Below are 25483 nucleotides of genomic sequence, written 5' to 3'. Positions count from 1 at the left end.
CAACGCCCGAACCAGCGGTCAGGATCGAGGACCCGGCAGCCAGCACGGTGCGACCGAGGTCGAGGCGTTGCCCGACGGCGTGAAGGCCGAGCTCGGCGAGGCGGCAGAACGTGGTCAGCTCAGGTTAGGCGAAGGTAGCGTCGCGCACGTCGATGTCTTCCAGACCATCCTCGGGAGGGCATCGACGTTTACGCCGTCACCGACGCGCCCACCGGCAGGCTCACACCCTCAATTGGGAAGAGCGGTCTAGGGTGATGAACATGGCAGAGCAGCAACGGATCTTGATCACGGATCTCGACAATACGTTATGGGACTGGTTTGATGCTTGGTATCAGTCATTCTCGGCGCTTCTCGATGGACTTCAGGCGATCAGCGGCCTAGACCGTGAACTCCTGGAGATTCAAATCCGGGAAGTCCACCAACGGCGAGGAACGACCGAGTACTCGAATCTAGTTCGCGAAGTGCCCGCGCTTGTCGAATTCTCAGGTACGCGCGATCCGTTCGAGGTATTCGACGATGCCCTCCATGCGCAGAGTTCGGCGCGCAGACGCGAAACAAAGCTGTATCCGGGCGTCCGCGAAGTCCTCGATCAACTTAAAGCTCGAGGCATAAGAGTTGTCGCATACACAGAGTCCACGGCCTACTGGACAGAGTGGCGCATTAAACATACAGGATTAGACGGCGTCATCGACGTTTTGTACTCGTCTCCTGATCATGATTTGTTGTCGGGTATCGACCCGGCCGCCCTCCGTACTGGACGCTATCGTGGACAATACGGGCTGCGCAGCACCATTCACCGCCAGGTTCCGCTAGGGATACTTAAACCGGACACGCACGTCATTTCATCAATCCTACAGGAGGAAGAAGTGCCGAGATCGAATGCACTTTACCTTGGGGACAGCCTGATGAAGGACATAGCGATGGCTCAGGCTGCTGAGGTTCTCGACGTGTACGCTGAGTATGGCCGGGTGCAGGATCAAGAAGAGTATGACCTGCTCCGTCGCGTCACCCACTGGTCCCAGAAGGACGTCGAACGAGAGCGCGCGCTAGCCGGACCAAGAGCGGACGTCATCCCCACGGCGACGTGTCACGAGGCCATCAACGAAATCCTGCCGATTTTTGGCTCATCGTTTGCGGGGCTCAGGTGACTGCCGGCACGAACGATGCAGAAGACACGCCGGATGGCGCGACAACGCCATTGCATCAGACAGGAACGTCGTTAACCCCGGACCAAGAGGTCGGCTACTACATCGACATGTGGAAGAAAAGTGTCGAGGTACAAATTCACTTCAATGATATCGAGTGGCGAATAAGGAGCCTGGCGCTCACCGCAGCAACCTTCGCCTTGGGTGTCGCCGGAGTTGCTGCAAAAGACAATACACGCGTTTGGTTCGTCTCGCTCGGGTCCCTCATCATCCTGGCCGGACTGATTCTTTGGTACGCCTTCTACTTCGTTGACGCACACTGGTACCACTCCTTGCTCAAGGCTTCTGTCGCCCATGGTACGGAAATCGAAAGGCAAATAAAGGAGACGCTGCCGGCTGCAGGGGTGACCGCTTCTATTACCCAAGGCAGCGGATATAGAACCAAAGGTTTGGTAAAGCTGATAACTGGTAAGGACGAGTTACGTTCGGAGGATAAGCTTAAATGGTTCTATCGGGTTGGTGCGGGGGCTTTAATCGTTGCCGCGATCGTCCTGCAGGTCGGTGCCTTCATCGGACCAACAGGTAAGAGCCCAAGTGTGCCAACCCCTGCTCCTGTTTCAACATCCACGGCGGGACCGTGATGCGTTGGCAACATCTATATCCGACTGAGGCTAGCACTGTCCGTGACGGCGCGATCATGTAGGTGCCGGATAGTTTTATCGCATCTGCGAGTATAGGGCGCCTCGGTAAGCGTTACTACCACGTCGGTCGAATCAGTTGTTTTGTTCGACCGACGTCGTTAGGGGCGGGCACTCGTGGCTTCTAGTGGAGCTCCCGACCTCTTTCGAATCTCCCGGTACACCGTGGCTCGGGAGACCTGGAAGAGCTCGGCGAGCTCGGTGTGGGTGTGGTCGCCGGCGTCGACGAGGGTGAGCAGGTGCCGGCGCCGGCTGGGGGAGAGGGACGGGGCCCGGCCCTTGAGCCGGCCGCGTGTCTTGGCGATGGCCATGCCTTCGCGGGTGCGCATGCGGATGAGGTCGGCTTCGAACTCGGCGACCATGCCGAGAACGTTGAACTGTGAACAGCTTCGCTCTGTGTCGTCCTTCTGGCTTCGCTTCGTGTCGGGTAGCCCGGTCGCTACGGCTGCAGGAGCTCTCGTTCGATGCGTTCTGCGACGGCGTCCCGCATTGGTCGCACGTCTTCCGGTGACCAGGAGTTGGGGTCGGGGAACGACCACTCCAGGACCGTGCCGCCAGGTTCTGCGGGGAGTTCGAGTCCGGGCTTCATGAGGACGACGATGTCCGCGTGTTCGAGCAGGTCGGGCGTCACGCGCCGCGGCATGCGTGCGGTGATGTCGAGGCCGAGTTCGCCTACGGTCGCGGCGATCGAGGGGTTCACCTCGTCGGCCGGGGTGATGCCGGCGGAGGTGGCCGTGTATCGGTCGGGTGCGGCGAGTTCGAGGAGTGCTGCGCCGAGTTGTGAGCGGCCGGCGTTGTGCTTGCAGATGAACAGGACAGTGGGCTTCGTGGTCATGGATGCAAGTCCGGTCAGTTGGTGCAGCACGAGGTGTTGCCGGTAGCCGAATCAAGCGGAGTGCAGCAGGCAGCGTCCTCAGCGGCAGGAGTGGCGGTGGCGGGCGGGGTGGTGCAGCAGGAGCTGCCGCCGATGTCGGTGGAGCAGACACCCGTTTCGGGGAGGACGAGTTCGAGCTGTCGGGCTGCGGTGTGGTCGCCGGCGAGTTCGGCGGCGATGGAGCGGACCTGCTCGTAGCCGGTGAGGAGCAGGAACGTGGGCGCGCGGCCGTAGGACTTCATGCCGGCGATGAAGAAGTTCGGCTCCGGGTGCGCCAACTCGGCGACACCGTGCGGGGGAACGGAGCCGCAGGAGTGCAGGTTCGGGTCGATCAGTGGTGCGAGGGCTCGGGGTGCTTCGACGATGTCGTCGAGGCCGAGGCGGATCTCGCGGAGCATGTCGAGGTCGGGCCGGAATCCGGTGGCGTTCACGATGACGTCGACAGTGACCGCGAACGGCTCTCCCGCGCGCCGGCCGGTGACGGTGACCTGGTCGCAGTCGGCGCGGACGTCGTCGATCTCGTACGAGGCGATCTGCTGCAGCTGACCGGACTCGACGAGGCCGTGGACGGTGGACCCGAGCTGACCCCTGGCCGCGAGGCCGTCGGCTGCGTCGGCGCCGAGCCGGGCGGTGCCGGCGTTTCGGACAGCCCACAGCACTTCGGTACCCGGCGCGGTCTTGGCGAGGCTGGCGAGCTTGATGAGCGTGTTCGCCGCGGAGTGGCCGGCACCAACGACGAGGACCCGCTTCCCCGAGAACCGGGCCCGGTCGGCGCCGAGGACGTCAGGCAGTGCGTGGACGACGCGGTCGCCGAGGTCCGCGGCGGGTGCGAGCCCAGCGGCAGTGAGGGGGTTCGGTGATGTGTAGGTGCCGGAGGTGTCGACGACCGCACGCGCGGTGATGTCCGTGACGCCGTCGGCGGTGTGGAGGCGGAGCAGGAAGGGGGTGTCGGCGCGGCCGGTGGAGCGGGTGCGGTCCATGCCCTGCCGTGACACCGCCTCCACCCGGGTGCCGTAGCGGATCACCGGTGCGAGCTGCGGGGTCGCAGCCAGGGGCGCCAGGTACGTGTCGACGAGGTCCTGGCCAGTGGGCAACGACGCCGCTCGAGGCGCTTCCCAGCCGGTGGCTTCCAGGAGACGCTGCGCGGCAGGGTCGATGACGTACTGCCACGGGGAGAACAGGCGCGTGTGTCCCCACGCGCGGACGCTCGTCCCAACCGTCGGGCCAGCTTCGTAGACGACGACGTCGAGGCCGCGCTCGAGGAGGTGCGCGGCGGCAGCGAGCCCGACGGGGCCGGCACCGATGACCGCGACGGGCAGCCCGGTGAGGCGGTCCGCGTCGGTCCGGGGTGGGACGGTGAGGGTAAGCGTCATGGTCTGCGGCTTCCTGGTCGTTACGCGGTTGCTTCGGTGGGCAGCAGCTCGGCGAGGAGCGTCTGGACGCGGTGCTTGACGTCGTCGCGGATGGGGCGGACGTCCTCGATGCCGCGGCCGGCGGGATCGGTGAGTTCCCAGTCCTCGTACCGCTTGCCCGGGAAGATCGGGCACGCGTCGCCGCACCCCATGGTGATGACGGCGTCGGAGTCGCGGACGGCGTCGGTGGTGAGGATCTTCGGCTGGTTGCCGGCGATGTCGATGCCGTCTTCGGCCATCGCCTGGATCGCGATCGGGTTGATCTGGTCCTTCGGCGCACTGCCGGCGGAGAGGACCTCGACGCGGTCGCCGCCGAGTGCCTGCGCGTAGCCGGCGGCCATCTGGGAGCGTCCCGCGTTGTGGACGCAGACGAACAGGATCGTGGGCTTGTCACTCATGGGTGTGTGTCTTTCCGGGTTCAGCGGATGAGGGTGAGCCAGCCGGCGAGGGCGGCGAGGGTGACGGCGAGGACGGGGACGGTGAGGACGATGCCGGTGCGGAAGTACTGCCCCCACCCGATGTGGATGCCCTTCTTCTCCAGCACGTGCAACCACAGCAGGGTCGCGAGGGAGCCGATGGGGGTGATCTTCGGGCCGAGGTCGGAGCCGATGACGTTGGCGTAGACCATCACCTCGTGGGTGAGCCCGGTCGCTCCGGCTCCGCCGATGGCGAGGGCGGCGATGAGGACGGTGGGCATGTTGTTCATCAGGGACGCGAGGATCGCGATGGTGAACCCGACGCCGAGCGCCGTGACGAGCACCCCGTGGTCGCCGAACACGTCGAACAGCTTCGCGAGGTGGTCAGTGAGGCCCTGGTTCTGCAGGCCGTAGACGACGAGGTACATGCCGATGGAGAACAGCACGATCTGCCACGGCGCCTCCCGGATCGTCTTCCACACCGGAATCACCCGCCCCGACGGCGCACCCGCACCGCCACCGGCGGCACCGACGGTGGCGGTGCCGCCGGTGGTGACCAGGACCGGTGCGGCCTGGGCGCGGGCGAAGAGGAACGCGGGCTGCCGGGCGGCAACGAGCACGATCACGACCGCCCCGACACCAGCGACGGCCGCGAGCGGCACACCGAGTGGGTCGGCGGCGAAGTAGCCGACGAGCAGCAGGGCGAGGACGACCCAACCGGCGCGGAACGTCGCCCGGTCCGTGATCGCGGCGGTGGGGCTGGTGAGGGCGAGGACGTCGTACCGCTTCGGGATGCTCTTGCCGAAGTAGAGCAGCAGCATGCCGAGGGAGGCGAGGACGGAGACGATGCCGACGGGGATCATGACGGCGGCGTACTCGGCGAAGCCGAGGTGGAAGTAGTCGGCGGAGACGATGTTGACCAGGTTCGACACCACCAGCGGCAGGCTGCCGGTGTCGGCGATGAACCCGGTGGCGAGGATGAACCCGAGCGCTGCCTTCTGCGGCATGTTCAGGGCCCGGAGCATCCCGACGACGATCGGGGTGAGGATCAGTGCGGCCCCGTCGTTGGCGAACACGGCCGCGATGACGGCACCGAGGCCGACGATGAGGACGAACAGCAGCCGTCCGTTGCCGCGGCCCCAGCGGGCAACGTGGAGGGCTGCCCACTCGAAGAACCCGGCCTCGTCGAGGATCAACGAGATCAGCACCACCGCGACGAACGTCAGTGTCGCGTTCCACACGATCCCGACCACTGTCGGGATGTCGGAGAGGCCGACGACGGTGGTGGCGAGGGCGATGACGGCGCCGATGAGCGCGGTGTAGCCGATCGGGAACCCCTTGGGCTGCCAGATCACCACCACGAGCGTCGCGACGAAGATCGCCGCAGCCACCACAGCCATCACCATCAGCCGATCACCGCAGCCTGGTTCACTGCAGCCTGGTTCGCTGCGGCGGCGGCGCGTTCCCAGCCCTGCGCGGCGACCTGCACGGCGTCCCACGGGGACCCGAGCGGCGGCGTGTAGGAGAGGTCGAGGTCGATGACGTCGTCCACGGTGAGCTCCGCGTGGAGGGCAGTGGCGAACGTGTCGATGCGCTTGCTGATCTCTGCCGAGCGCTGCCCGACGATCTGCGCACCGAGGAGCCGACCGGTGCTCTGGTCGCCGGTGACGCTGATCGTCAGCGGGACCGCGCCCGGGTAGTACCGCTTGTGGTCATCCGCCACCGTCACCCGCGTCAACGGAGACACCTCCAGAGGGCCGGTCTCGTGCTGGCGGAGGCCGGTGCGGGCGGCGACGAGATCGAACACCTTCACCACCTGCGTCCCCACCGAGCCTGCGAAAACCTTGCTGCCGCCGAGCATGTTTTCCGCGGCGACGCGGCCCTGCTTGTGCGCTGTCGTCCCGAGCGGCAACCACGTGGTGCCGAGGAGCCGGTGGTGCGTCACGACGCAGTCACCGGCAGCCCACACATGCGGCACCCCGGTCCGCATCGATTCGTCGACGACGATCGCGCCGGCCTGACCGAGCCGTGCCCCAGCGGCGACCGCGAGGTCCGTGACGGGATGGACGCCGACGCAGACCACGACGAGGGCGAACGTGCCCTCCGCGTCACCGGACGTCGACCTGGTGGCGACGCGCCACTGCCCACCGCCTGTCGGGGCGATCCCGGTGACGGTCGACCCGGTCAGGACGGCCGCGCCATGGCGGCGGACCTCGGCGGTGACGAGGGACCCGAGCTCCGGGTCGAGGGTGGAGAGCACTTCCGGGCCACGCTGAATCAGCGTCGTCTCGAACCCGCGCGCGACGAGCCCTTCGGTCATCTCCAGGCCGATGTAGCCAGCACCGACGACCGCCACCCGGCTCCCCGCCGGCAGCAGCTCGAGGGCAGCGACCACCTGCTCCGCATCAGTCATGGAGTGCAGCAGGTGGATGCCAGATTCCCCGAACGGGACCCCGGCCGGGCGCACGGGCTCGGCGCCGGTGCCGATCAGCAGCTCGTCGTAGGAGATCTGCTCTTCCCCGGCAGCGCCGGTGACGGTGAGGCGGCGGCGGTCGACGTCGACGGCGGAGGCCCAGGTGGAGGAGCGGACGGTCATGCCGGCGGCTTCGAGGTCCGCGCGGGTGCGGTGCGCGAGGGACGCTTCCGTCGCGACGTCGCCGGAGACCCAGTACGGGATGCCGCAGATGGAGAAGTTCGGGAACTCGTCCGCGAGTACCACCGTCACATCGGTGGTCGGGTCAAGTTCGCGGGCGCGGAGCGCTGCGGCGATGCCGGCGTCACTGCCGCCGACGGCGAGGAGGTGAGTCATCAGGCTGGTCCTTCACGGATCGAGCGGGAGCCGAAAGCCGGCCCGTACATCGAAGCACGTCGATATCGATGAACGCAAATATAGACGCCCGTCGAAGTCGGTGGGAGGATGAGCCCATGACGATCGAGCTGCTTCCCATCCAGGACGTCACCGCGTGCTGCTCGCCCGTCACCACCGAGGCGATGGACCAGGCGTCCGCCGAGGTCCTCGCGAAGTCGCTCAAGGCGATCGCGGACCCGGCCCGGCTCCGGCTGATCTCGATGGTCGCCGCGCACGACGGTGCCGAGGCCTGCGTCTGCGACCTGCAGGAACCGCTCGGCCTGTCCCAGCCGACCGTGTCGCACCACCTCAAGGTCCTCGTCGACGCCGGGATCCTCCACCGCGAAAAGCGCGGCACCTGGGCCTACTTCTCCCTCATCCCCGGCGCCCTGGACACCCTCGCCGGCCTCATCACCGCGCCGGCGAAGTAGTCCACCGCGACATGGTGGCGCGAAGTGCTTGCCGAATGTCCGCCGGCCGTGTCAGAATCGTCCTGCGTTCATAGTGTGCGCCTACAGCCGGTCCTCTGGATCGGCTTTTTTCATGCCCGCCTGCTCCGCTACCCTGAGGCTGCTCGGCACGCGTCTGCCCGGGAATCTCGCGGGTGTCGCATAGGCGCTGTACGCTGACACTCAAGGCAGCACGACGCTGTCTCCGGCCGGCCCTCTCAGGACCGGCCTTTTTTATGCCCTGATCTGACTCGGGCATTCGCAGGGAGCTCTCGACGCTCCTGCCATCCGCTGCCACGCCTCGTTGCGCGCCGGCGGTCCTCATGCCCCCACCCGAGGACGGGTGGGTTCTGGCCGCAACTGGCCAACCCCGAAGGAGGCATCATGCCCATCACCGACACGGTGGACATGCTGACGGCCTCCGGTGGTACTGCTGCCCTGACTGGCGTCATCGCCGTCGCCGGCGGCGTGCTCAGCGCGTTCCTGTCCAAGCAGGTCGTCGCGCTGATCCAGCACGTCATCGACGTCATCGACGACCGCACGCTGGCCAAGGATCCCGAGCGAGCTCGCATCGTCGCAGAACTGCGTCGAGCCCGCCGCGGGCAGCAGTAACCACCGGTTCAAAAAGCCGCCCCTCATTCGGCCAGGAGGGCTCTGTCTCCATGTTGTAGCGAAAACGAACGATTCCGCTACAACTATCCGTACCGACGCCCCGCCAGGGTGCGAGGCGGCGTGTCATGTAACGGAACCCAGTCCCGGAATCTACGTGCCACCACTACCCCTCCGGATCGAGTTTCGCTACGTTCTCTTCATGGGCCACCTCCTCGGGTACGCGCGCGTGTCCACTACTGACCAGGACGCGGCGCTGCAGATCGACGCGCTCAACGCCGCCGGCTGCTACCGCGTGTTCGTCGACACCATGTCCGGGTCGCTCCAACACCGGCCCGAGCTGGACAAGCTCCTCGACCAGCTCCGCCCCGGCGACACTCTCGTCGTCTGGCGACTCGACCGGCTCGGCCGGTCCATCCGGCACCTCATCGATCAGCTGCACGCTCTCGCCGAGCGCGGGGTCGGGTTCCGGTCGCTGCAGGAGACCATCGACACCACCTCACCCGGCGGCCGGCTCGTGTTCCACGTCTTCGCCGCTCTGGCGGAGTTCGAGCGGGACCTCATCAAGGAACGCACCAACGCCGGCCTCGCCGCCGCCCGAGCCCGCGGCCGGACCGGCGGCCGACCGTCTCGCCTCTCCGCGGACCAGGTGCGCACCGCGCGCCGGCTGTACGAGCAGCAGGACATGACCGTCGCGCAGATCGGTGACGTGCTCGGCGTCAGCCGCACCACCATCTACCGTGCACTCGCGAAGCACGCCGAGCCCGTCGTGGCGCGACGAACCAAGCCTTCCCCAACGATGTAGCTACCCATGGACGCAAGCGAGCGGTGGGGCATCCTTCGACTGCACGTCGAGGACGCCATCCCGCTCGCCACCCTCGCTCGCACCACGGGCGTCGCCGAACGCACCCTGCAACGCTGGCTCGCCCGCTACCGAACCGGCGGATACCCGGCTCTCGCCGACGGCACCCGCACCGATCACGGCGCCCGACGGACGGCACCGGAACTGGTGCGCCTGATCGAGGGGCTCGCGCTCACCAAGCCACGACCCTCGATCGCCACGATTCACCGCCAGGTCGACAACCACTGCACCAAACGAGGTCTCTCAGCGCCGTCGTACTCGGTTGTGCGGTCGATCGTGAACGGGCTTGATCCCGGGATGGTGACGCTCGCGCTCGAGGGGCCCGCGTCATATCGGGACAAGCAAGCACGAACTGTTGCTCCGACGTCGTGCGGATCGCCCCAACGCGATCTGGCAGGCGGACCACACGATGCTCGACCTGCTCATCGTCGGACCCGACGGCAAGCCGGAACGGCCGTGGTTGACGGTGATCCTCGACGACTACTCCCGTGCGGTCTGCGGGTACATGGTGTTCCTCGGCGCCCCATCCGCCGCGAACACCGCGCTCGCGCTCCGGCAAGCGATCTGGCACAAGCCGGAACCAGACTGGCCCGTCTGCGGGATCCCGGACGTGCTCTACACGGACCACGGGTCCGACTTCACCAGCCACCGCCTCGGCGACACCGCCGCCGTGCTGCACCTCCGCATCATTTACTCCCAGGTCGCTCGACCACAGGGCCGCGGGAAGATCGAGCGGTTCTTCGGCACCATCAACACCGAGCTGCTCCCAACGCTCCCCGGCCACCTCGCGCCCGGATCCTCCGCGCCGACGCCGGCGCTAGATCTCGCCGGTGTCGAGAGTGCCATGAACACGTTCATCCGCCGCTACAACGCCCGCACCCACCGCGAGCTCCGGAAGAGCCCACTGGAAGCGTGGATCGCAGACGGGTGGCTGCCACGACTGCCGGACTCCCTCGAGCAGCTCGACGGGTTCCTGCTCACCGTCCCGACCACGCGCGTCGTGCAACGAGACGGCATCCACTTCGAAGGGCTTCGCTACACCGCAGCCACCCTCGCACCCTTCGTGGGCAGCACCGTCAGCGTTCGGTACGACCCCCGCGACGTCACCGAGATCCGCGTCTTCCACCGCGACGCGTTCCTCTGCACCGCCATCAGCACCCAGCACCAGACCGAGACGATCAGCCTCAAACAGATCCAAGCCGCCCGGAACGCGCAACGCAGAGCCCTGCGCGGGCAGATCCGCGAACGCATCGCGATCGTCCGCCCCACGCCCGATGATCACACCCCACCAGCACCCGCACCGGATCAACGGCGACTGAAGACCTACGAGGAGGACCGGTCATGACGAGCCAGTTCATCATCACGAAGGAACACCGCCGGTTCGCGGAGTTCGCGGATGCCGTTCGGAAGCAGAACACCATCGGCGTCTGCTTCGGCCCCGCTGGCGTCGGTAAGACCCTTTCCGCACGCCGCTACGCCCACTGGGACAGCATCGGCCCATTCATCGCCAGATGGGCCGCACGCAGTGAAGACGACACCAAGATCTACGCCGCCGCACACCGTGCCCGCACGGTCTTCTACACGCCCGAGGTCTCCGCCACGATGCGAGCCCTGCAGGACGACCTCCGGCACGGCCCCAACCCGTCGCTGCTCGAGCTGATCATCATCGACGAGTCCGAACGCCTCACCGGCAACGCCGTCGAGTGGCTCCGTGACCAGTACGACCGCACCGGCATCGCGATGATCCTCATCGGCATGCCCGGCATCGAGAAGCAGTTCAGCCACTACCCGCAGCTCTACAGCCGCCTCGGATTCGCCCACCAATACCGTCCGCTCGGCCACGACGAGCTGCTCTTCGTTCTCGAACGTCAATGGCGCAAGCTCGGCAAGACGCTCGACCCCGACGACTTCACCGACGCCCAAGCCATCGCCGCCGTCGAACGCATCACCCGAGGCAACTTCCGACTCCCCGAACGCCTCCTCCCACAGATCCAACGCGTCCTGAAGATCAACGAGCTCGACGTCATCACCAACGACGTCGTCGAAGCCGCCCGCAGCACCCTCGTCATCGGCACCACCTGACCCGACACCGACCGCAGCGAAAACGACGACACAGAGCGAGGCTGCTCACACCTCCGACCCCAACAGCTGCGCGGGCGAGTCGGGGAGTGGGGGAGTGTCCGTTAGACGTTCGTCTAACGGGCGTCACCCGCGCGGCGGGCGAAGTCAGGGCGGAACTGGTTGGCTCTGCGGGGGCGTATGCCAGTTCGACGCGCCGGGCCGCCGTCTTTTTCCGCGCCCGCACCGTCCCGATCGACCTCGCAAAGGCAGAATTTGTCGGAACGCGAGTGTCACCACTGCACCAGGGCCGGGACGCTGAAGGCGACGATGATCAGCGCACCGAGCGTCACGGCAGTGACCGCCTGCAGCTGCACAGCGGAGGTGCGCGACCGCGGTGCCGCTGGCCGTTGGAAAGCCGTTGACACCCAACGCAGCGCGTAGAACAGCGACGCGACCGAGACGGCGGCAGCGATGACCACCAGCCACGACATCCCGCCTTCCCAGGCCGCCGTGAAGACTGCGAGTTTGCCCACGAAAACCGCGGTCGGTGGTGTCCCGACGAGGCTCAGCAGGCCGACCAGAACGACACCCGTGATGACGGGATGTTCCCGTGCTGCACCACGCCAGGAGCGGACCATCGTGCGGTCCGGGAGCGCGGCGATCGCAGCGAACAGGGCCAGGTTCGTCACGGCGTAGACCACCAGGTAGGTCAGCAGGGCGGGGCGGGCAGACGGTTCGACGCCGATCACGGCGACGGGCATCAACATGAAACCGACTTGTCCGACTGTGGACCAGCCGAGCAGCCGTGGGGCGTTGCGTTGCCAGAACGCCGCGAGAGTGCCAAGGATCATGCTCGCAGCAGCGAGCACTCCGACCAGCAGCGGTGCGTCCACGGTGTCAGGCATGACGACGACGAGGCGTGCCAGTGCGATCAGGGCGCCGAGCTTCGGGACGGTGGTGATGAACGCCGCGATGCCGATACCGGCACCCTCCGCCGCGTCCGGGACCCAGAAGTGTCCCGGGACCGCGCCGGCTTTGAACAGCAGGCCGGCGAGGAGCCCGATGAACCCGAGCGCGGCCGCTGCCGCCGGTACATGTGGTAGCGCCCGTTGCAGCTCGGGGTAGGTGCTGCCGCCGGCGACACCGACGAGGACGGCGATGCCGAAAAGCATCACGACGCCGAAGATCGCGCCCAGCAGGTACGTCTTCATCGTCGCCTCGGCCGCGGTCGAGGAGCGGGACAGTCCGATCAGCGCGTAGAGCGGCACTGTCGCTAGGAGGAACCCGGTCGCCACGATGAGCAGGTCGTTCGCGCCGGTGAGCACGACCGTGCCGAGTGCAGCCAGGAGCAGCAGCGAGGCGGTCTCGCTCTCTCGAGCGGAGCCCCGGGACGACTGTCGTCCGATGAGCATCACGATCGCGGTCGCCACGGGTACGAGGATCCTGATCGTCGTCGTCGCATCGTCGAGCGCGTAGGAATCGCTGAAGACGGTCGGCGGCCCGATCCTCAGGGCGGCCGTGACGGCACTGACGCACGCCACCACGATCGCTGACCATGTCACGAATGCCTGCCTGCGTCGCGGAAGGAAGCTGCCGCCGAGCAGCGCGGCGATCGCACCGCCCATCAGGACGATCTCCGGCAGGAGGGCACCGTAGTCCATGTTCACGCTGGACCTCCGACCAGTGCGGACAGCTGCCGGGCGGCGGGAGCGATGAGCTGCAGTAGTGGTCCTGGCACGACGCCGATGGCCAGGGAGAGCAGCAGGAGCGCCCCGACCGTCGCGGTCTCCCGAGTGGTGACGTCGGTGAAGTCTTCGGCGAGGCGTTCCGTCGGTCCGGTGAACATCTTCTGCACGGTGCGGAGGAACAGGGCCGCGGTGATCAGGATCCCCGGCAGCGCGATCGCGGCGATCGCTGTTGCTCCGATGCTGCCGGCGAAGATCTGGAACTCGGCGATGAAGCCGCTGAAGCCGGGGATCCCGAGCGACGCGAACGCGGCGACGGCGAAGAGTCCGAAAAACCGTGGAGCGGGCTTCGCAAGACCGCTGTAGTCGCTGATCTCGTAGCTGCCCCGCCGGTCGTGGAGGACGCCCGCGAGCAGGAACAGTGCCCCGGTGATCAGGCCGTGGGACACCATCTGCACGGTCGCGCCGGTGATCGCCAACTGCTGCGCCTGCGCGGAGGACGACCCGGTCAAGCCGGCGGCGCCGATGGCGAGCACGACGTAGCCCATGTGGTTGACCGAGGTGTACGCGATCAGTCGTTTGACGTTCGTCTGCGCCAGCGCGACGAGGGCCCCGTACAGCACGGACACGAGGCCGACGATCAGGATCACCCACGCCCAGGACCGCCACGCATCCGGCAGCATCGGCATCGCGATGCGGAGGAATCCGTAGGTGCCCATCTTCAGTAGCACGCTCGCGAGGACGACGGAGCCGATGGACGGTGCATCGGTGTGCGCCGGAGGCAGCCAGGAGTGGAACGGCACGGTGGGGGTCTTGACGGCGAAGCCGACCACGATCGCTGCGAGGACGGCGCCAGCGGCGAAGGGTGTGCCGGTGAAGCCGTGCCGGGCCAGCTCGACCATGTCGAATGTGTGTGGTGTTGCTCCGAGGTAGAGGCCGATGAAGCCGAGCAGGAGCGCGAGGGACCCGAGGAACGTGTAGAGGAAGAACCGCAGCGCGGACCGCTGATGGTTGCCGTGCCCCCACCCTGCGATGACGAAGTACATGCCGACGATGGACAGGTCGAAGAACACGAAGAACAGCAGCAGGTCCTGCGCGGCGAAGACCCCGAGGCAGGTGGTCTGCAGGAACAGGAACAGTGCGGCCTGCGGGCGAGGCCGGTCGGTGTCCCGCATCGCCCAGAGCGCGCAGGCGAGGAACACGACGTTGGTCAGGAGCAGCAACGGGGCCGAGAAGCCGTCGATGCCGAGGTGATAGCTGGTGCCGGCGCTCGGCATCCACTCCACCCGCTCCTCCCACCGCAGCCCCGCCGTGTCGGTGGTGGGGATGGACACGAGGATCCCGAGGGCAAGCTCCACGACGCTCGTCATCAGCCACACCCAGGCGGCTCCGCGCCCGGACACGGGCCGCGCCAGAGCGAGGATCGCCGCGGCGGCGACAGGAAGGAACACGATCAGACTGAGCACGATCACCTCACGACCAGGAGCAGGACGGCTGCGACGGCAACGGTCACGGTTGCGCCGATGTAGTAGTGGTGGACCTGGCCGGTCTGCGGGCGTCGAGCCAATCGACCGAGTACCGCGACGCCGGAGCCGACCCACCCCGTCGCGGCGGCTGGTCCACGCTCGTCGAGCGCGCGTACGGCGCGGGCAGCCTGCCCGAGCGCACGCCCCGACAGGTCGACGGCTGTGCCGAAGCGGTCATCGAGACGTGCGAGGACGGCAGCCAGCCGCAGTGTCGGTGTGGCGACGACCGTGACAGCGGCACGTTCGAGTCCGAACCAGTGCGCCCCGATGCGGATGATGGGTGTGCGCCACAGGGTCAGGAGGATCACGATGACCGCGATCGCGGCGGACGCGGCGAGCTCCGGCCACGACACCGCCGGCCCGGAGAGTGGAGCGAGCAGCGGATGCAGCAGCGGTGTGCCGAGGAGCGCGAGTCCGGCGGCAGCGGCGGTGAGCACCACCATCGGAACGATCGCCAGGCGCGGCACCTGTCGGGTGCCGTGTTCCTCGTCGTCCCAGGACGCTTCCGGTGTTCCAGCGCGCCGCCACAGCAGCGCGATGATTCGGGCGGAGTACGCCGCTGCCAGTGCCGCTCCGGCGAGACCCGCCGTATACAGCCACGGTTGCTCCTCCAGGGCGGCGGCGAGGACGACGTCCTTGGCGTACCACAGGGACAGTGGCGGCAGGCCGGCCAGCGACATCGCACCGACGGTGGCGAGGACGCCGACCGCGGGCCACCGGGCGGCGACACCGCGGAGACCGGTGAACTGTTTCGTCCCGGTAGCCGTGAGCCACGCCCCCGCGGTGAGGAACAGCAGCGCTTTCGTGGCGGCATGGGCGACGAGCTGCGCGGCACCGCCGCTGACCGAGCCGACGCCGGCGGCGAGGACGACGAACCCCAGCTGGGATGCCGTCGATGCGGCGAGGACCTGCTTCAGATCCCGCTGCGCTAGTGCGACGATGCCGAGGACGATCGCCGTCGCGGCACCCACCCACGCCGCCGTCGGCCCTGCCCAGCCGGTGCCGCCCAGAAGCGGTTCGACGCGGAGGAGCAGGTAACCACCCATGGCGACCATCGCAGCGGAGTGCAGCAGTGCGCTCACCGCGCTCGGGCCTTCCATGGCTCGGGAGATCCAGAACGAGAACGGCAGCTGCGCCGCCTTCCCGAAGCCCGCAGCAAGCAGCCCCGCAGCGGCGACGTGCACCCACGGACCGGGCAGCGACTGCAGGGCAGTGAGCGACCAGGAGCCGCCGCCGGCGACAACCGCGCCGGCGGCGAGGTACATGCCGAGGTCCCCGGCGCGCGTCACGGTGAACGCGGTGAATCCGCCGGCGACGCGGGCGCGGTCCTGCCAGCGGAACCCGATGAGGGCGTAGGAGGTGGCGCCCATCACCTCCCACGCGGCGAGCAAAAAGGGCAGGCCGGTCGCGGTGACGGTGACCACCACAGCGGCGAGGAAGATCAGCATCAGCCCGTGGAATCGCGCCGCCGGACGGGTCCGGTCCGCGGTTGCGAACACGAGCACCAAGAATCCGATCCACACCACGGTCGGCAACACGACCGCGGCCAGGGCGTCGACACGGAAGTCCGGGCCGGAGTCCGTGAGCAGCCTCGGAACCCCGCCGGTCACCTCCGCACGCGTGACGGCACCGATCGTGGCGGCAATCGCCATGATGGCTGCCGTGGCGAGGCTGACGGTGACGGCGGCCCGTTCGGCGAAGCGTCCACCCGTTGCCAGTGCCGCCCCGACGAGGGCGGGCAGGACGATGGCGGTGATCAGCGCGGCGCTCACTGAGTGAGGTCCGTTGCGGAGTCGGTCATGTCGGAGTTCCGGGAACGGTGCAGGATCGTCGCGACCGCGAAGCCCATCGCCATCTCGATCGTCATCGCCGCGATGATCACCAGCAGCAGCACCTGTCCATCGACGGTCGGTGTGAGATACCACCAGAACGCGGCGGCGGCGAGGATGACGGCGTTGATCATCACCTCGATGCCCATCATCACCATCACGACCACCTGCTGTGAGATCGCGCCGTACAGTCCGATGGCGAACAGCGCGGCCACGACCAGCAGGACCAGTTGCAGGCTCATCGCCCCATCCCTCCCGGCTCCGGGTCGGCGGGGGTGTCCTGGAGGTCGTCGCCGAGCCGGTCGTACCGGCCGCGAGGGTTCGCCAGCACGAGGGCGGCAATGATCGTGGCGAACAGGATGGGGCTGATCGTCAGCATCACGAGCATCTTCGACCCCATGATCGCCTCACCGAGTGCCCGGGTGGTGTCCGCCGGTGCGGTTCCGGCGCGGGCGGGCCACGGAATGAGGAGCGCGGCCGCGGCGAGGCCGACGAACACGGTGGCCGCGATCACTGCCGCAGGGCGTTTTGCGTGGGTCATGTCCATCGGCATCAGCGCCGGGTTCATGCCCATGTAGGAGACCATGAACACGGCCATCACGGCCATCTCCATCACCATCATCAGGATCGTCACGACGCCGATGAAGTCCAGGTGTAGCACCAGGATGGCGACACCGACGCCGATGAACGACACCGCCAGTGCGTACGTCGCACGTGCCATCGAATCGACCCGGAACACCGCGGCTGCGGCGAGCACCGCGACCACGGCCGCGACCCAGAACACGATCGTCGCCATCGCAGTTACCCCTTTCCCATCACAGCCAGCACCGAGGTGACCAGCAGCTGCAGCAGAACCACCGGCAGCACGACGACCCAACCCAGTTCCGCGAGCCGCTGCGGCCGGACTGCCGGTATTGCGCGTCCGAGTAACAGGAACACGGCGAGTAACGCACACGTCTTCACCAGCAGCCACAGTGCCGGCGGGAGCAGCGGACCGGCCCCACCACCGAGGAACATCGGCACCGCGAACGCGGCGCCCGCAACAAGCAGGCACCACCTTCCAGCCAGGACGAGCAGCCGGTCGACGCCGGAGAGTTCCCCGAGGACACCCCCGGCGATGTCCGTGCCGGCGGGAAGGGAAAACGGTCCCCACGCAGAGAACGCGGCGACCGAGGCGCAGTAGACGACGAACGCGACCGGCATCGTCAGTGCGAACCAGACGGGTTGCTGCGCCGTGACGACATCGGTCAGCCGGAGGCTCTGCGCGCCGATCGCGGGAGCAGTCAGGGCGAACATCAGCGGGATCTCGTACGCCAGGGCCTGCGCCAGGAACCGGTACCCACCGATCAGCGGGTGCACACTGTTGCCACCCCACCCGAGCAGCCACCACAACGCCCAGAGGCTGACGTCAACGGCGTTGAACCACACCACGCCAACCGGGATATCCAGCGGCACCAGCGTGCCGACGGGAACGACGAGGGCGGCGAGGAACGCGGCGACGATGAGCCCGGACCCGCCGATCCGCCATAAGAGGAAGTCCGCGCCGAGCACGGTGCGGCGTTGCTGGCGGAGGAGCCGGCCGGTTTCCCGGAATGGTGAGAGGACCGCAGCGCGCAGCGGTGTCCCGCGGTCCCGTGCCACCAGGGCGGCGTTGCCGCCAGCGGCCGCGATGGCGAGGACGACGACGACGGCGGGCAGGACGAGCGCCCAGAGGGCGCTTCCGACGTCAACCATGGTGGTGCCGTTTCGCCGCGCCGGCAGGATCGGTGGTGTCCGTGCGACGACCGGGGTGCACGGTGAGTGCGGCGACGACGAGGCGGGCGCTGCCGATGTCGCGTCCTTCGACCAGTGCCGGAATCTCATCCACCGTCGTCGCCAGCTCCGGCTTCGGCTGGCGTCCGTTGAGCGCGGCGTCTGCGCGCTCGAGGCGCTCCAGCAGGACGGTGCGGACATCGACGCCAGGTCGAACCTGGGTGCCGCGCAGTGACCAGCGGAGCATGACGGATCGCTCGATCCGGCGGTGCAGCGGCCGGATGCGTTCCCGCGCCTGGTCGCGGTGGCCGGTCACGGTGAGGTCTCGGATGCGAAGCGTCCGCGCTGCCGCGGCGTCCCATCCGGCAACGGCGAGCACTTGGGCGGCCTGGTCGAGTGCGATGGCCGCAACGTTCTTTGGCTCCGCCGGCACGTGATCGTCGGCGTCGACCATCGCGGCGGCGGCGTCGGTGATGGTGTCGCCGGCGAGCGTCACGTCCAGGACGACGTCCGCGGGCCAGGCCGGCAGGACCGGGCCGAGCCGCCGGTGCAGCACGTCCATTTCCAGGCCGTCCCGATCATCGGCACCCTCGGCGAGCGGGTATCCCCCCGGACCGCTCATCGACATGTGATCCATCGACATGTGATCGTGAGCTCCCATGGTCATACCGTGGTCGTGCATCGATTCGTCAGCGTCACTGCCGTGAGCGTCATCCGAGTGCTCGTGGTTGGAGTATTCGTCGTCCGGATGCTCGTGATCGTTGAAGGCCTGAGCATCGTTGTTGTCGATCGTGTTCTCGCGGGCGGCCAATCGCTGTGCGTCTCGATCCGCGAGGGCCTCCAGCGCGGTCGCGAGGGCGGCGTCGATCTCGTCGGGGCTGGTGAGCGTGGCCCGGTGCTTCGGATAGGGCATCTGGTCCCACACGCGGTCGATGACGGTGTGCAGCTCTGGTCCGGGTGTTCCGCACACGAGGAGGACGTCGCTCTCCGCTGGGTGGATGGCGATGGCGTGACCGGTGGTCGCGGCCGCCGCTTCCAGTTCGATTCGGACCGCACTGCCGCCGGGGGCCTCGACGAGGAGCACATGCATAGGGGTTCGATGCGGACCGGCGATTACACCCATCGAAACGCTCCTTCGCGCCAGGCCCAGACCACGCCGGCGACCAGAACCCCGAGGAAGACGAACATCTCGATGACCGCCTCCGCGCCCATCTGGGCGACGACGACCGCCCATGGGTACATGAACAGCATCTCCACGTCGAACGCGAGGAACACCAGCGTCATCGGATACCAGCGGGTGTGGAAGCGTGAGAGCGCGTGTTCCTGGAGATCCCACCCGGACCCGAACGGCAGCACGTCCTTCCGAACCCGAGCGACCGTCATCGCTCGCGCCAGCAGCACCAGGGCGGCGATACCGAGCAGCGCGATACCGAGCACGATGCCGATAGCGATGTACGCGGACATTCGATCTCCTTCCCGAGCCGGAGTACCCCCGCAGGGTAACGCGGATGCGCGTAGGCGGGTGGCGAGACCAGTGCAGTGGATCGCTGGGACATGCGTTGCCAGCAATTGGAGGTGGGTGTTCCTAGGGCCGGGTCACCGCGATCCCGCGACTGCGTAAGCACGAGGGGCTCACGCAGGCGAGGGCGGCTGGAAGCTCACATCTGTTTGATAAGGCCTTCACTTCATTGATCCCCTTGCTCTGGAACGCAACGACGGGCTTCGCCATCGCCACCGCATCGGGGTTCTCTCCGCTGGTGGCCTCGGTCTTAGCCGTGCTGACCGGCTCCTCACGGTGACCGACCTGACCCGCTGGGCATGGCGCTCGGCTGTCCACAGGTGCCCGAAGTCGCCGACGATGCCGGAATCCGGCTTCGTGCCGCTCTCGACGCGGTCGATGAGGGTGCCGCGTAGGCATGGTTTCGGCCCCGGCTGCCCGCGCGGACCGTGCGTGCACCCCGCCCCTGCGGGGCGCACGCACAGTCCGCAGCCATGGCGGTACTACATCTGCGCCAGGATGGCCTTCATTTCGTCGATCTCCTTCGTCTGGGAAGTGATGACCGACTTCGCCATGGCGACGGCGTCAGGGTTCTTGCCACTGGAGACCTCGGTCTTGGCCATGCTGACCGCCCCCTCGTGGTGAGCGATCATCTGCGTCAGGAACAACTTTGACGCGGCCGCGCCGTCCGCGGCCTTGAGCTTGGCCATGTCATCGCCGCTCATCATGCCGTCCATGCTGTGACCCGAGTTGCTGGCCATCGCGCTCGGCTGTCCCCAGCTGCTCAACCAGCCGCGCATGGTGCTGATTTCCGGGGCCTGAGCCGCCTTGATCTGCTGGGCCAGCTTCTGGATGCGCGGGTCGATGCCCTGCTTGGCCAGAATCGTGTCGCTCATCTGTACGGCCTGCTCGTGGTGGGGCAGCATCATCTGCGTGAACATGACGTCCGCGTCGTTGAACGTGCCTTGGGAAGGTGATGCTGAGGGTGACGAGCTGGTCATCCCGCTCATGCCCCCGTGATCCATGGACCCCATGCTCGAGGAGGCAGCGGGAGCGTTGTTGGAGGCTTGGTTAGTCCCGCATCCGGCGAGGAGGAGTGCGCCGGTCAGGAGGGCGGCGGGTACGGCAAGGGTCTTGATATTCATTGGTTTCCTTCGATTCAGGCGAACGGTAATGAGTCGTGGCGCAGCACGGCGCCAAGCCGTCACGTTCGGCTGATCGAGAGAAGTATGAGGTCAGGTGCCGGGTCCGTGGTTCGAGGGCCAGGGACAAGCGCCCGGGAGGAGAGTGCGGTCAGTGCGTCGGACCGGGCAAGTGGCGCGATGGCGGGCGGGGCCGGAGGAGCTGACCCGGGGGCGGGAACGCACTGTGGGTCACCGGGTTGGGCGCAAGGATGATCATGGGTGTGGGCGTCGGAGGCTGCGGCGGACCGGTCGCCACCGACAGACGCATGATACGCCGAGGTGAGGGTGGGTGACTGCTCCAGCGGCGCCGCTGCGGTCGACCCGAGGTGGGCCGTCGTGTTCATCGCTCTCATGCCGTCCGTGCTGACGGCGTGCCCGCCGAGCACGTGCATTCCGATGAGTCCGAACGCCACGCTCAGGACCGCCAGTGCGGTCAATGCCGCACGCGCCGCTGGGGAAGGTCGAAGCATCTGGCGAAGTCCCGTCCGTGACAGATCGACATCGTATGAGTGGCCGCCCGGCCGGCCGAAGTTGACGGCGCGTGCGTCCCCGGGCCCGCCGGGGACGCACCGAGTTCAACATCTTACCCCTAGGGGGTATAGTGGGTCAACGTAAAGCCACCCGCGAAGGGTCATCAGATCATCGATCCGATGGTGTGCGCGAGTGGTCGAGGGTGGCCGTCCGGCCTGGCGATCGCTGGGTGTAGAAGGGGAGCGGAGTGCGAGCAGCGTGTCGCGTCGGCCGTGCCGCGTTCTCCGCAGCAACGATGCTGGTCGCCGTCTTGGGTGTGCTCGTGGGCCTGTTGGCTATGCACATCCTGGCCTTGGACCAAGCTGTGATGATCCCTCTCACATCCTCACACGCCGTCACGTCTCACGCCGGTGCCAAGTCCGCTGAAGCGCCGGCGGAGACCGCCGGTGCTTCGTGCCCAGTCGGTCACGGATGTGCGGGTGCGGGCATGCAAGCACCCTGCACTCCGGGAAGCGCCCCTCACCCGACACCCATCTCGGAGCCAGGATCGTGCGCGGCACCCGCATCGCAGACGGGAACCGCGGCCATCGGCCGCGCCGCGCATCGGCGACCGCCCGCGCGGGCGCCGAGCCTGATCGAACTCTCGATCAACCGAACGTAGAACCGCGACACCCGGGTGCCTCGCCCACCGGGCTCAGCGTCACGTTCCCTGCCCACCCGCGCGTGCATTGCCGCGCGTGTGGCTTGACCGGAAGTCATCATGCACAAGTTCATCGAACGGTCCGCCGCCGGCACGACTATTCTCACAGCAGCGGTAGCGCTCAACGGCTGCGGGGTTCCCGCTCACTCCTCGATGGCCGGGATGGGAGACCGGGCCGCGCCCTCGAGCATCGCCAGCCCCTCCAGCACCGAACCCAGCTCCGTGGCGGATTGGACACACGCCCACGGCATCCACGTCACCCCGGACGGTGCAACCGTCCTGGTTGCCACCCACAAAGGCCTTATCGATTACTCGAAGGGTCGGCCCGAACGAATCGGGCCGGCCAACGACTACATGGGCTTCACCGGGGGAGGGGCGACGCTATACGCGTCCGGGCACCCCGGGGCCGGCTCGAATCTGCCGGACCCACTGGGCCTGATCGGCTCCACCGACGGCGGGCGAACCTGGGTCGAATTGTCCCGCCAAGGCGAGTCCGACTTCCACGCGCTCACCGTCACCCGGGGCGGCCTGGTCGGCTTCGACGGGACACTGGTCACCACCCGAGACCTGAAGACCTGGACCCGGACGACCAACCAGATCCAGCCCTACGCCCTCGCCGGCCGCCCAGACACCACCGTGGTCCTGGCCACAACCGAGAACGGCCTTCGCCGCTCGACCGACGCCGGCCGGACCTGGACGACGGTGCCGAATGCTCCAGTGGTCCAATTCGCTGCCCTGTCCGGCCCCTCCACGGCGGTCGGGGTAGCCCCGGACGGGACCGTGCACACCAGCGCCGACGCCGGACAGACCTGGAAGCAGACTGGCACCGTCCCCGACCCCGTGCAGGCGATGACCGCCACTAAGTCGGGCAAGGGGACGCAGGTCTGGGCGGTCACCGCGTCCGGTGTTCAGCTCTCCACCGACGGCGGCAACACGTTCAACCCCTACACCGGCAAGGCCGGCCAATGAGCATCGGCCACTTCTTCGCGTCGGTGGTCTCCTCCGGCCCCCTCCTGGCGGCACTGCCCTTCGCCATCATCGCCGGCGCCGTGTCTTGCCTCTCGCCGTGCATCCTGCCGCTGCTGCCCGGATACCTGGGGTACGTGTCGGGTCTGAGCGGCGACAGCGGACCGCGGCCACGCGGACGCGTCCTCACCGGGGTCGGGCTGTTTGTTCTGGGCTTCGCTGCCGTATTCGCGGCCTATGGGGCGGCGTTCGGCATCCTCGGATCCTGGCTACTGCGCTGGCAGGATGCCCTGATCCGCGGGCTCGGCGTCCTGGTCATCGTCATGGGACTCGCCCTGCTCGGGTGGATCCCCTGGCTGCAGAACACCCGCAAACCCACCATGCGCCCCCGCACGGGACTGACTGGTGCGCCGCTGCTCGGTGTGGTCTTCGGGCTCGGCTGGACCCCCTGCATGGGACCGACCCTGGCCGCCGTCCTTGCCCTGAGTGCTTCCACCGCTGACGCCGGGCGCGGTGCCATCCTCGCTTTCGCCTACGCCGTGGGCATCGGCATTCCCCTCACCGTCCTCGCCGCCGGCTTCGGATGGACCACCCACGCCTTCGGATTCGTCAAACGGCACCTGCGTGCTGTGAACATCGTCGGCGCTGGCATGCTCATCGCCGTCGGCGCCTTGATGGTCACCGGCGTGTGGACCACGGTCATCTATTGGCTGCAGAACCTCTCGGCCACCTACACCACCCCCATCTGACCCGCCCAGGACTAACGCCTCATGAATTCCTCCCCCAGCCGACGCCAGTTCCTCGGACTGTCCGTTGCCGCCGCTTCCGCCGCCCTCCTGACTGCCTGCACCAGCGGCGGCCAGGACACGGCCACGTCCACCGCCTCCGGACGAACCCGGATTCTGCCCACCGACCGGCTCGTATCCACCACCGAGAACCGGCGACCCACCACGGGAAAGACCGTCTCTGCCGCCCTGACCGCGGCCCCGTTCACTGCGGCCCTGGCCGAGAAGAAGATCGGAACCTGGGGGTACAACGCGTCCCTGACCGGGCCCACTGTCCGCGCCCAGACTGGAGACACCATCAAGGTCGATCTCCGCAACCGGTTGCCTCAGCCGACCACCATCCACTGGCACGGGCTCGCGCTGCGCAACGACATGGACGGTGTCCAGGGCCTGACCCAGGACCCGGTGCCGGGCGGTAGCGCATTCGCCTACCAATTCACGGCTCCCCACCCCGGAACCTACTGGTACCACTCCCACATCGAGCTGCAGCGGGAGCGTGCCCTGTCCGGGGCGCTGATCATCGAAGACCCTAAGGATCCCGTCACCGCCGACCACGAATGGGTCATCGTGCTGGATGACTGGCTCGACGGGATCACCGGCACCCCGGAGCAGGCCTACGCCGCCGTCTCCGCCGGAATGGGATCCATGGGCATGGACTCGAGCTCCTCACCCAGCGGCATGGGCGGGATGGACCATTCGAACGTGGGCGGCATGGGCGGTATGGGAGGGTCGGGGTCTACTTCAGCGCCAGCAGATGGGAAGTCCTTCATGCTGATGGGTGCCACCAGCGATTACCTCGGCGGGGACGCCGGGGACGTGCGCTACCCGTTGCACCTGGTCAACGGGCGCACCCCCAACAATCCCGACACTCTCACCGCCGCACCCGGGGACACGGTCAGGTTGCGCATCATCAACGCCGCCGGCGACACCGCCTACCGCGTGGGCATCCCGGGGCAGAAGATTACCCTCACCCACACCGACGGATACCCGGTCGAGCAGGCGCAAGTCGACGCCGTCGTGCTGGGCATGGGGGAGCGGATCGATGCCCTCCTCACCGTCCGGGACGGCTACACCCCACTCCTGGCCCGACCTGAAGGCAAGAGCGGGCTCGCCCTCGGACTGATCAAGACCGGCACCGGCAAGCCCCCCATCCCCGAAGCGCTGCCCAGAACCATCACCGGCACCGTCACGGACGGGTCCCGGCTCACCGCCCCCCCTTCCGCGCGGCTGGCGCAGAAAAAACCCGACGTCGTGCACCGGGTCCGGCTCACCGGGTCGATGATGGCCTACGACTGGGGCATCAACGGACGCCAGTTCGACGAGAAGAACCCCTTCAACGGGGCCTTCGAGGTCGAACCCGGCCAACGGGTACAGATCGATTTCGTCAACGAGACCCCGATGTGGCACCCCATGCACCTGCACGGCCACACCTTCCAGGTCGCCACCAGCGGGGCACGGAAAGACACCGTGATCGTCCGCCCCAAGGAGACGGTCAGCATCTTTTTTGACGCCGACAACCCCGGGCAATGGCTCCTGCACTGCCACAACGCCTACCACGCCCAGAAGGGCATGATGGGGGTCCTGTCCTACGTGCAGAGGCAGAGCCAATGAGCCCGATGATGGAGCCGTCCGGTGGACCCTGCTGGCTGGCGGCCTGCAGATCGAGGGTTGCCGGCCGCATTATCCAGCCAGCTAAGGTGACTCGGAGCTTCC

Annotated in this window: 27 protein-coding genes and 1 pseudogene; 12 read left to right on the top strand and 16 right to left on the bottom strand. The window is 67.6% G+C overall.

Translation table 11 applies throughout. The features are described 5' to 3' along the window. The first annotated feature begins 260 nt into the window (after positions 1-260). Complete coding sequence (locus V6N00_RS10095; protein WP_334232030.1) at positions 261-1148, top strand: HAD family hydrolase; 888 nt, start codon at positions 261-263, stop codon at positions 1146-1148. After that, on the top strand, positions 1145-1786 hold the full coding sequence (locus tag V6N00_RS10090) for a hypothetical protein (RefSeq protein WP_188668851.1): 642 nt from the start codon (positions 1145-1147) through the stop codon (positions 1784-1786). The genes V6N00_RS10095 and V6N00_RS10090 overlap by 4 nt, the downstream gene beginning before the upstream one ends. A gap of 158 nt (positions 1787-1944) precedes the next feature. Here V6N00_RS10090 and V6N00_RS10085 read toward each other — a convergent pair whose 3' ends face one another. From V6N00_RS10085 to V6N00_RS10060, 6 genes are read right to left on the bottom strand one after another with little or no spacing between them, the layout of a single operon-like run. After that, complete coding sequence (locus tag V6N00_RS10085; RefSeq protein WP_334232028.1) at positions 1945-2382, bottom strand: helix-turn-helix domain-containing protein; 438 nt, start codon at positions 2380-2382, stop codon at positions 1945-1947. Further along, a complete protein-coding gene (locus V6N00_RS10080) occupies positions 2283-2708 on the bottom strand; it encodes an arsenate-mycothiol transferase ArsC (RefSeq protein WP_233121040.1) in 426 nt (141 codons plus the stop codon). The genes V6N00_RS10085 and V6N00_RS10080 overlap by 100 nt, the downstream gene beginning before the upstream one ends. Beyond that, positions 2693-4090, bottom strand: a complete 1398-nt coding sequence (locus V6N00_RS10075) for an FAD-dependent oxidoreductase (RefSeq protein WP_188668850.1) — start codon at positions 4088-4090, stop codon at positions 2693-2695. The genes V6N00_RS10080 and V6N00_RS10075 overlap by 16 nt, the downstream gene beginning before the upstream one ends. 20 nt (positions 4091-4110) lie before the next feature. Then, positions 4111-4527 carry an arsenate reductase ArsC gene (locus V6N00_RS10070; protein WP_038566165.1) on the bottom strand — a complete coding sequence of 139 codons (417 nt, stop codon included), beginning with the start codon at positions 4525-4527 and terminating at the stop codon, positions 4111-4113. A 20-nt stretch (positions 4528-4547) separates the two neighbouring features. Then, complete coding sequence (locus V6N00_RS10065) at positions 4548-5945, bottom strand: arsenic transporter (RefSeq protein ID WP_038569915.1); 1398 nt, start codon at positions 5943-5945, stop codon at positions 4548-4550. A 5-nt stretch (positions 5946-5950) separates the two neighbouring features. Continuing rightward, positions 5951-7354, bottom strand: coding sequence for an FAD-dependent oxidoreductase (locus tag V6N00_RS10060; RefSeq protein ID WP_038566168.1), 1404 nt, complete (start codon positions 7352-7354; stop codon positions 5951-5953). A gap of 116 nt (positions 7355-7470) precedes the next feature. On the opposite strand from V6N00_RS10060, the gene V6N00_RS10055 reads away from it, so the two are divergent. The 6 genes and pseudogenes from V6N00_RS10055 (at position 7471) to V6N00_RS10035 (ending at position 11395) form a co-directional block, all read left to right on the top strand. Next, complete coding sequence (locus V6N00_RS10055; protein ID WP_038566171.1) at positions 7471-7824, top strand: ArsR/SmtB family transcription factor; 354 nt, start codon at positions 7471-7473, stop codon at positions 7822-7824. 402 nt (positions 7825-8226) lie between these two features. Next, a complete protein-coding gene (locus tag V6N00_RS10050; protein WP_051805400.1) occupies positions 8227-8454 on the top strand; it encodes a hypothetical protein in 228 nt (75 codons plus the stop codon). Between the two features lie 199 nt (positions 8455-8653). Continuing rightward, positions 8654-9256, top strand: a complete 603-nt coding sequence (locus V6N00_RS10045; RefSeq protein WP_076693229.1) for a recombinase family protein — start codon at positions 8654-8656, stop codon at positions 9254-9256. Between the two features lie 6 nt (positions 9257-9262). Further along, positions 9263-9349 (top strand): annotated as a pseudogene (locus tag V6N00_RS17255) (hypothetical protein); the annotation flags it as partial. 319 nt (positions 9350-9668) lie between these two features. Continuing rightward, complete coding sequence (locus V6N00_RS10040; protein WP_465193094.1) at positions 9669-10658, top strand: transposase; 990 nt, start codon at positions 9669-9671, stop codon at positions 10656-10658. Then, complete coding sequence (locus V6N00_RS10035; protein ID WP_188668846.1) at positions 10655-11395, top strand: AAA family ATPase; 741 nt, start codon at positions 10655-10657, stop codon at positions 11393-11395. Before V6N00_RS10040 ends, V6N00_RS10035 begins: the two co-directional genes overlap by 4 nt. 269 nt (positions 11396-11664) lie before the next feature. On the opposite strand, the gene V6N00_RS10030 is transcribed toward V6N00_RS10035, so the two are convergent. From V6N00_RS10030 to V6N00_RS17225, 10 genes are all read right to left on the bottom strand, one after another. Next, entirely contained in the window at positions 11665-13035 is a 1371-nt protein-coding gene (locus V6N00_RS10030) for an NADH-quinone oxidoreductase subunit N (protein ID WP_076693350.1), read from the bottom strand. Between the two features lie 2 nt (positions 13036-13037). After that, entirely contained in the window at positions 13038-14525 is a 1488-nt protein-coding gene (locus tag V6N00_RS10025; protein WP_076693367.1) for a complex I subunit 4 family protein, read from the bottom strand. Positions 14526-14527: 2 nt separating this feature from the next. Beyond that, complete coding sequence (locus V6N00_RS10020) at positions 14528-16357, bottom strand: proton-conducting transporter transmembrane domain-containing protein (RefSeq protein ID WP_076693351.1); 1830 nt, start codon at positions 16355-16357, stop codon at positions 14528-14530. After that, positions 16354-16656: an NADH-quinone oxidoreductase subunit NuoK gene (gene nuoK, locus V6N00_RS10015; protein ID WP_076693352.1), complete on the bottom strand. Its 303-nt coding sequence runs from the start codon at positions 16654-16656 to the stop codon at positions 16354-16356. The genes V6N00_RS10020 and nuoK overlap by 4 nt, the downstream gene beginning before the upstream one ends. Then, the gene (locus V6N00_RS10010) at positions 16653-17210 is read right to left on the bottom strand and encodes an NADH-quinone oxidoreductase subunit J (RefSeq protein WP_076693353.1); all 558 of its coding nucleotides are present in this window, start codon (positions 17208-17210) and stop codon (positions 16653-16655) included. The genes nuoK and V6N00_RS10010 overlap by 4 nt, the downstream gene beginning before the upstream one ends. A gap of 5 nt (positions 17211-17215) precedes the next feature. Next, positions 17216-18148: an NADH-quinone oxidoreductase subunit H gene (locus V6N00_RS10005; RefSeq protein WP_076693354.1), complete on the bottom strand. Its 933-nt coding sequence runs from the start codon at positions 18146-18148 to the stop codon at positions 17216-17218. After that, positions 18141-19289 carry a hypothetical protein gene (locus tag V6N00_RS10000; RefSeq protein WP_158067123.1) on the bottom strand — a complete coding sequence of 383 codons (1149 nt, stop codon included), beginning with the start codon at positions 19287-19289 and terminating at the stop codon, positions 18141-18143. Before V6N00_RS10000 ends, V6N00_RS10005 begins: the two co-directional genes overlap by 8 nt. Then, positions 19280-19630 carry an NADH-quinone oxidoreductase subunit A gene (locus V6N00_RS09995; protein WP_076693356.1) on the bottom strand — a complete coding sequence of 117 codons (351 nt, stop codon included), beginning with the start codon at positions 19628-19630 and terminating at the stop codon, positions 19280-19282. Before V6N00_RS09995 ends, V6N00_RS10000 begins: the two co-directional genes overlap by 10 nt. Before the next feature lie 537 nt (positions 19631-20167). Next, positions 20168-20809, bottom strand: coding sequence for a DUF305 domain-containing protein (locus V6N00_RS09990; protein ID WP_334232012.1), 642 nt, complete (start codon positions 20807-20809; stop codon positions 20168-20170). Between the two features lie 59 nt (positions 20810-20868). Continuing rightward, the gene (locus V6N00_RS17225) at positions 20869-21318 is read right to left on the bottom strand and encodes a DUF6153 family protein (protein ID WP_416385066.1); all 450 of its coding nucleotides are present in this window, start codon (positions 21316-21318) and stop codon (positions 20869-20871) included. Positions 21319-21614: 296 nt separating this feature from the next. Between V6N00_RS17225 and V6N00_RS17220 the strand changes: the two genes are divergently transcribed. The 4 genes from V6N00_RS17220 to V6N00_RS09975 all read left to right on the top strand — a co-directional run bounded on the left by V6N00_RS17220 (position 21615) and on the right by V6N00_RS09975 (position 25381). After that, a complete protein-coding gene (locus tag V6N00_RS17220; protein WP_368855334.1) occupies positions 21615-21980 on the top strand; it encodes a DUF6153 family protein in 366 nt (121 codons plus the stop codon). 99 nt (positions 21981-22079) lie between these two features. Continuing rightward, complete coding sequence (locus V6N00_RS09985) at positions 22080-22988, top strand: F510_1955 family glycosylhydrolase (protein ID WP_158067126.1); 909 nt, start codon at positions 22080-22082, stop codon at positions 22986-22988. Then, positions 22985-23734, top strand: a complete 750-nt coding sequence (locus V6N00_RS09980) for a cytochrome c biogenesis CcdA family protein (protein ID WP_334232009.1) — start codon at positions 22985-22987, stop codon at positions 23732-23734. The genes V6N00_RS09985 and V6N00_RS09980 overlap by 4 nt, the downstream gene beginning before the upstream one ends. 21 nt (positions 23735-23755) lie before the next feature. Further along, positions 23756-25381, top strand: a complete 1626-nt coding sequence (locus V6N00_RS09975) for a multicopper oxidase family protein (protein WP_076693360.1) — start codon at positions 23756-23758, stop codon at positions 25379-25381. Positions 25382-25483: the final 102 nt, after the last annotated feature.

This window comes from Tersicoccus mangrovi (assembly GCF_036881825.1).
GTDB classification, from domain to species: domain Bacteria; phylum Actinomycetota; class Actinomycetes; order Actinomycetales; family Micrococcaceae; genus Tersicoccus; species Tersicoccus mangrovi.
The sequence above is the reverse complement of the archived record's forward strand: the minus strand, read 5'-3'. Positions and strand labels throughout refer to the sequence as shown.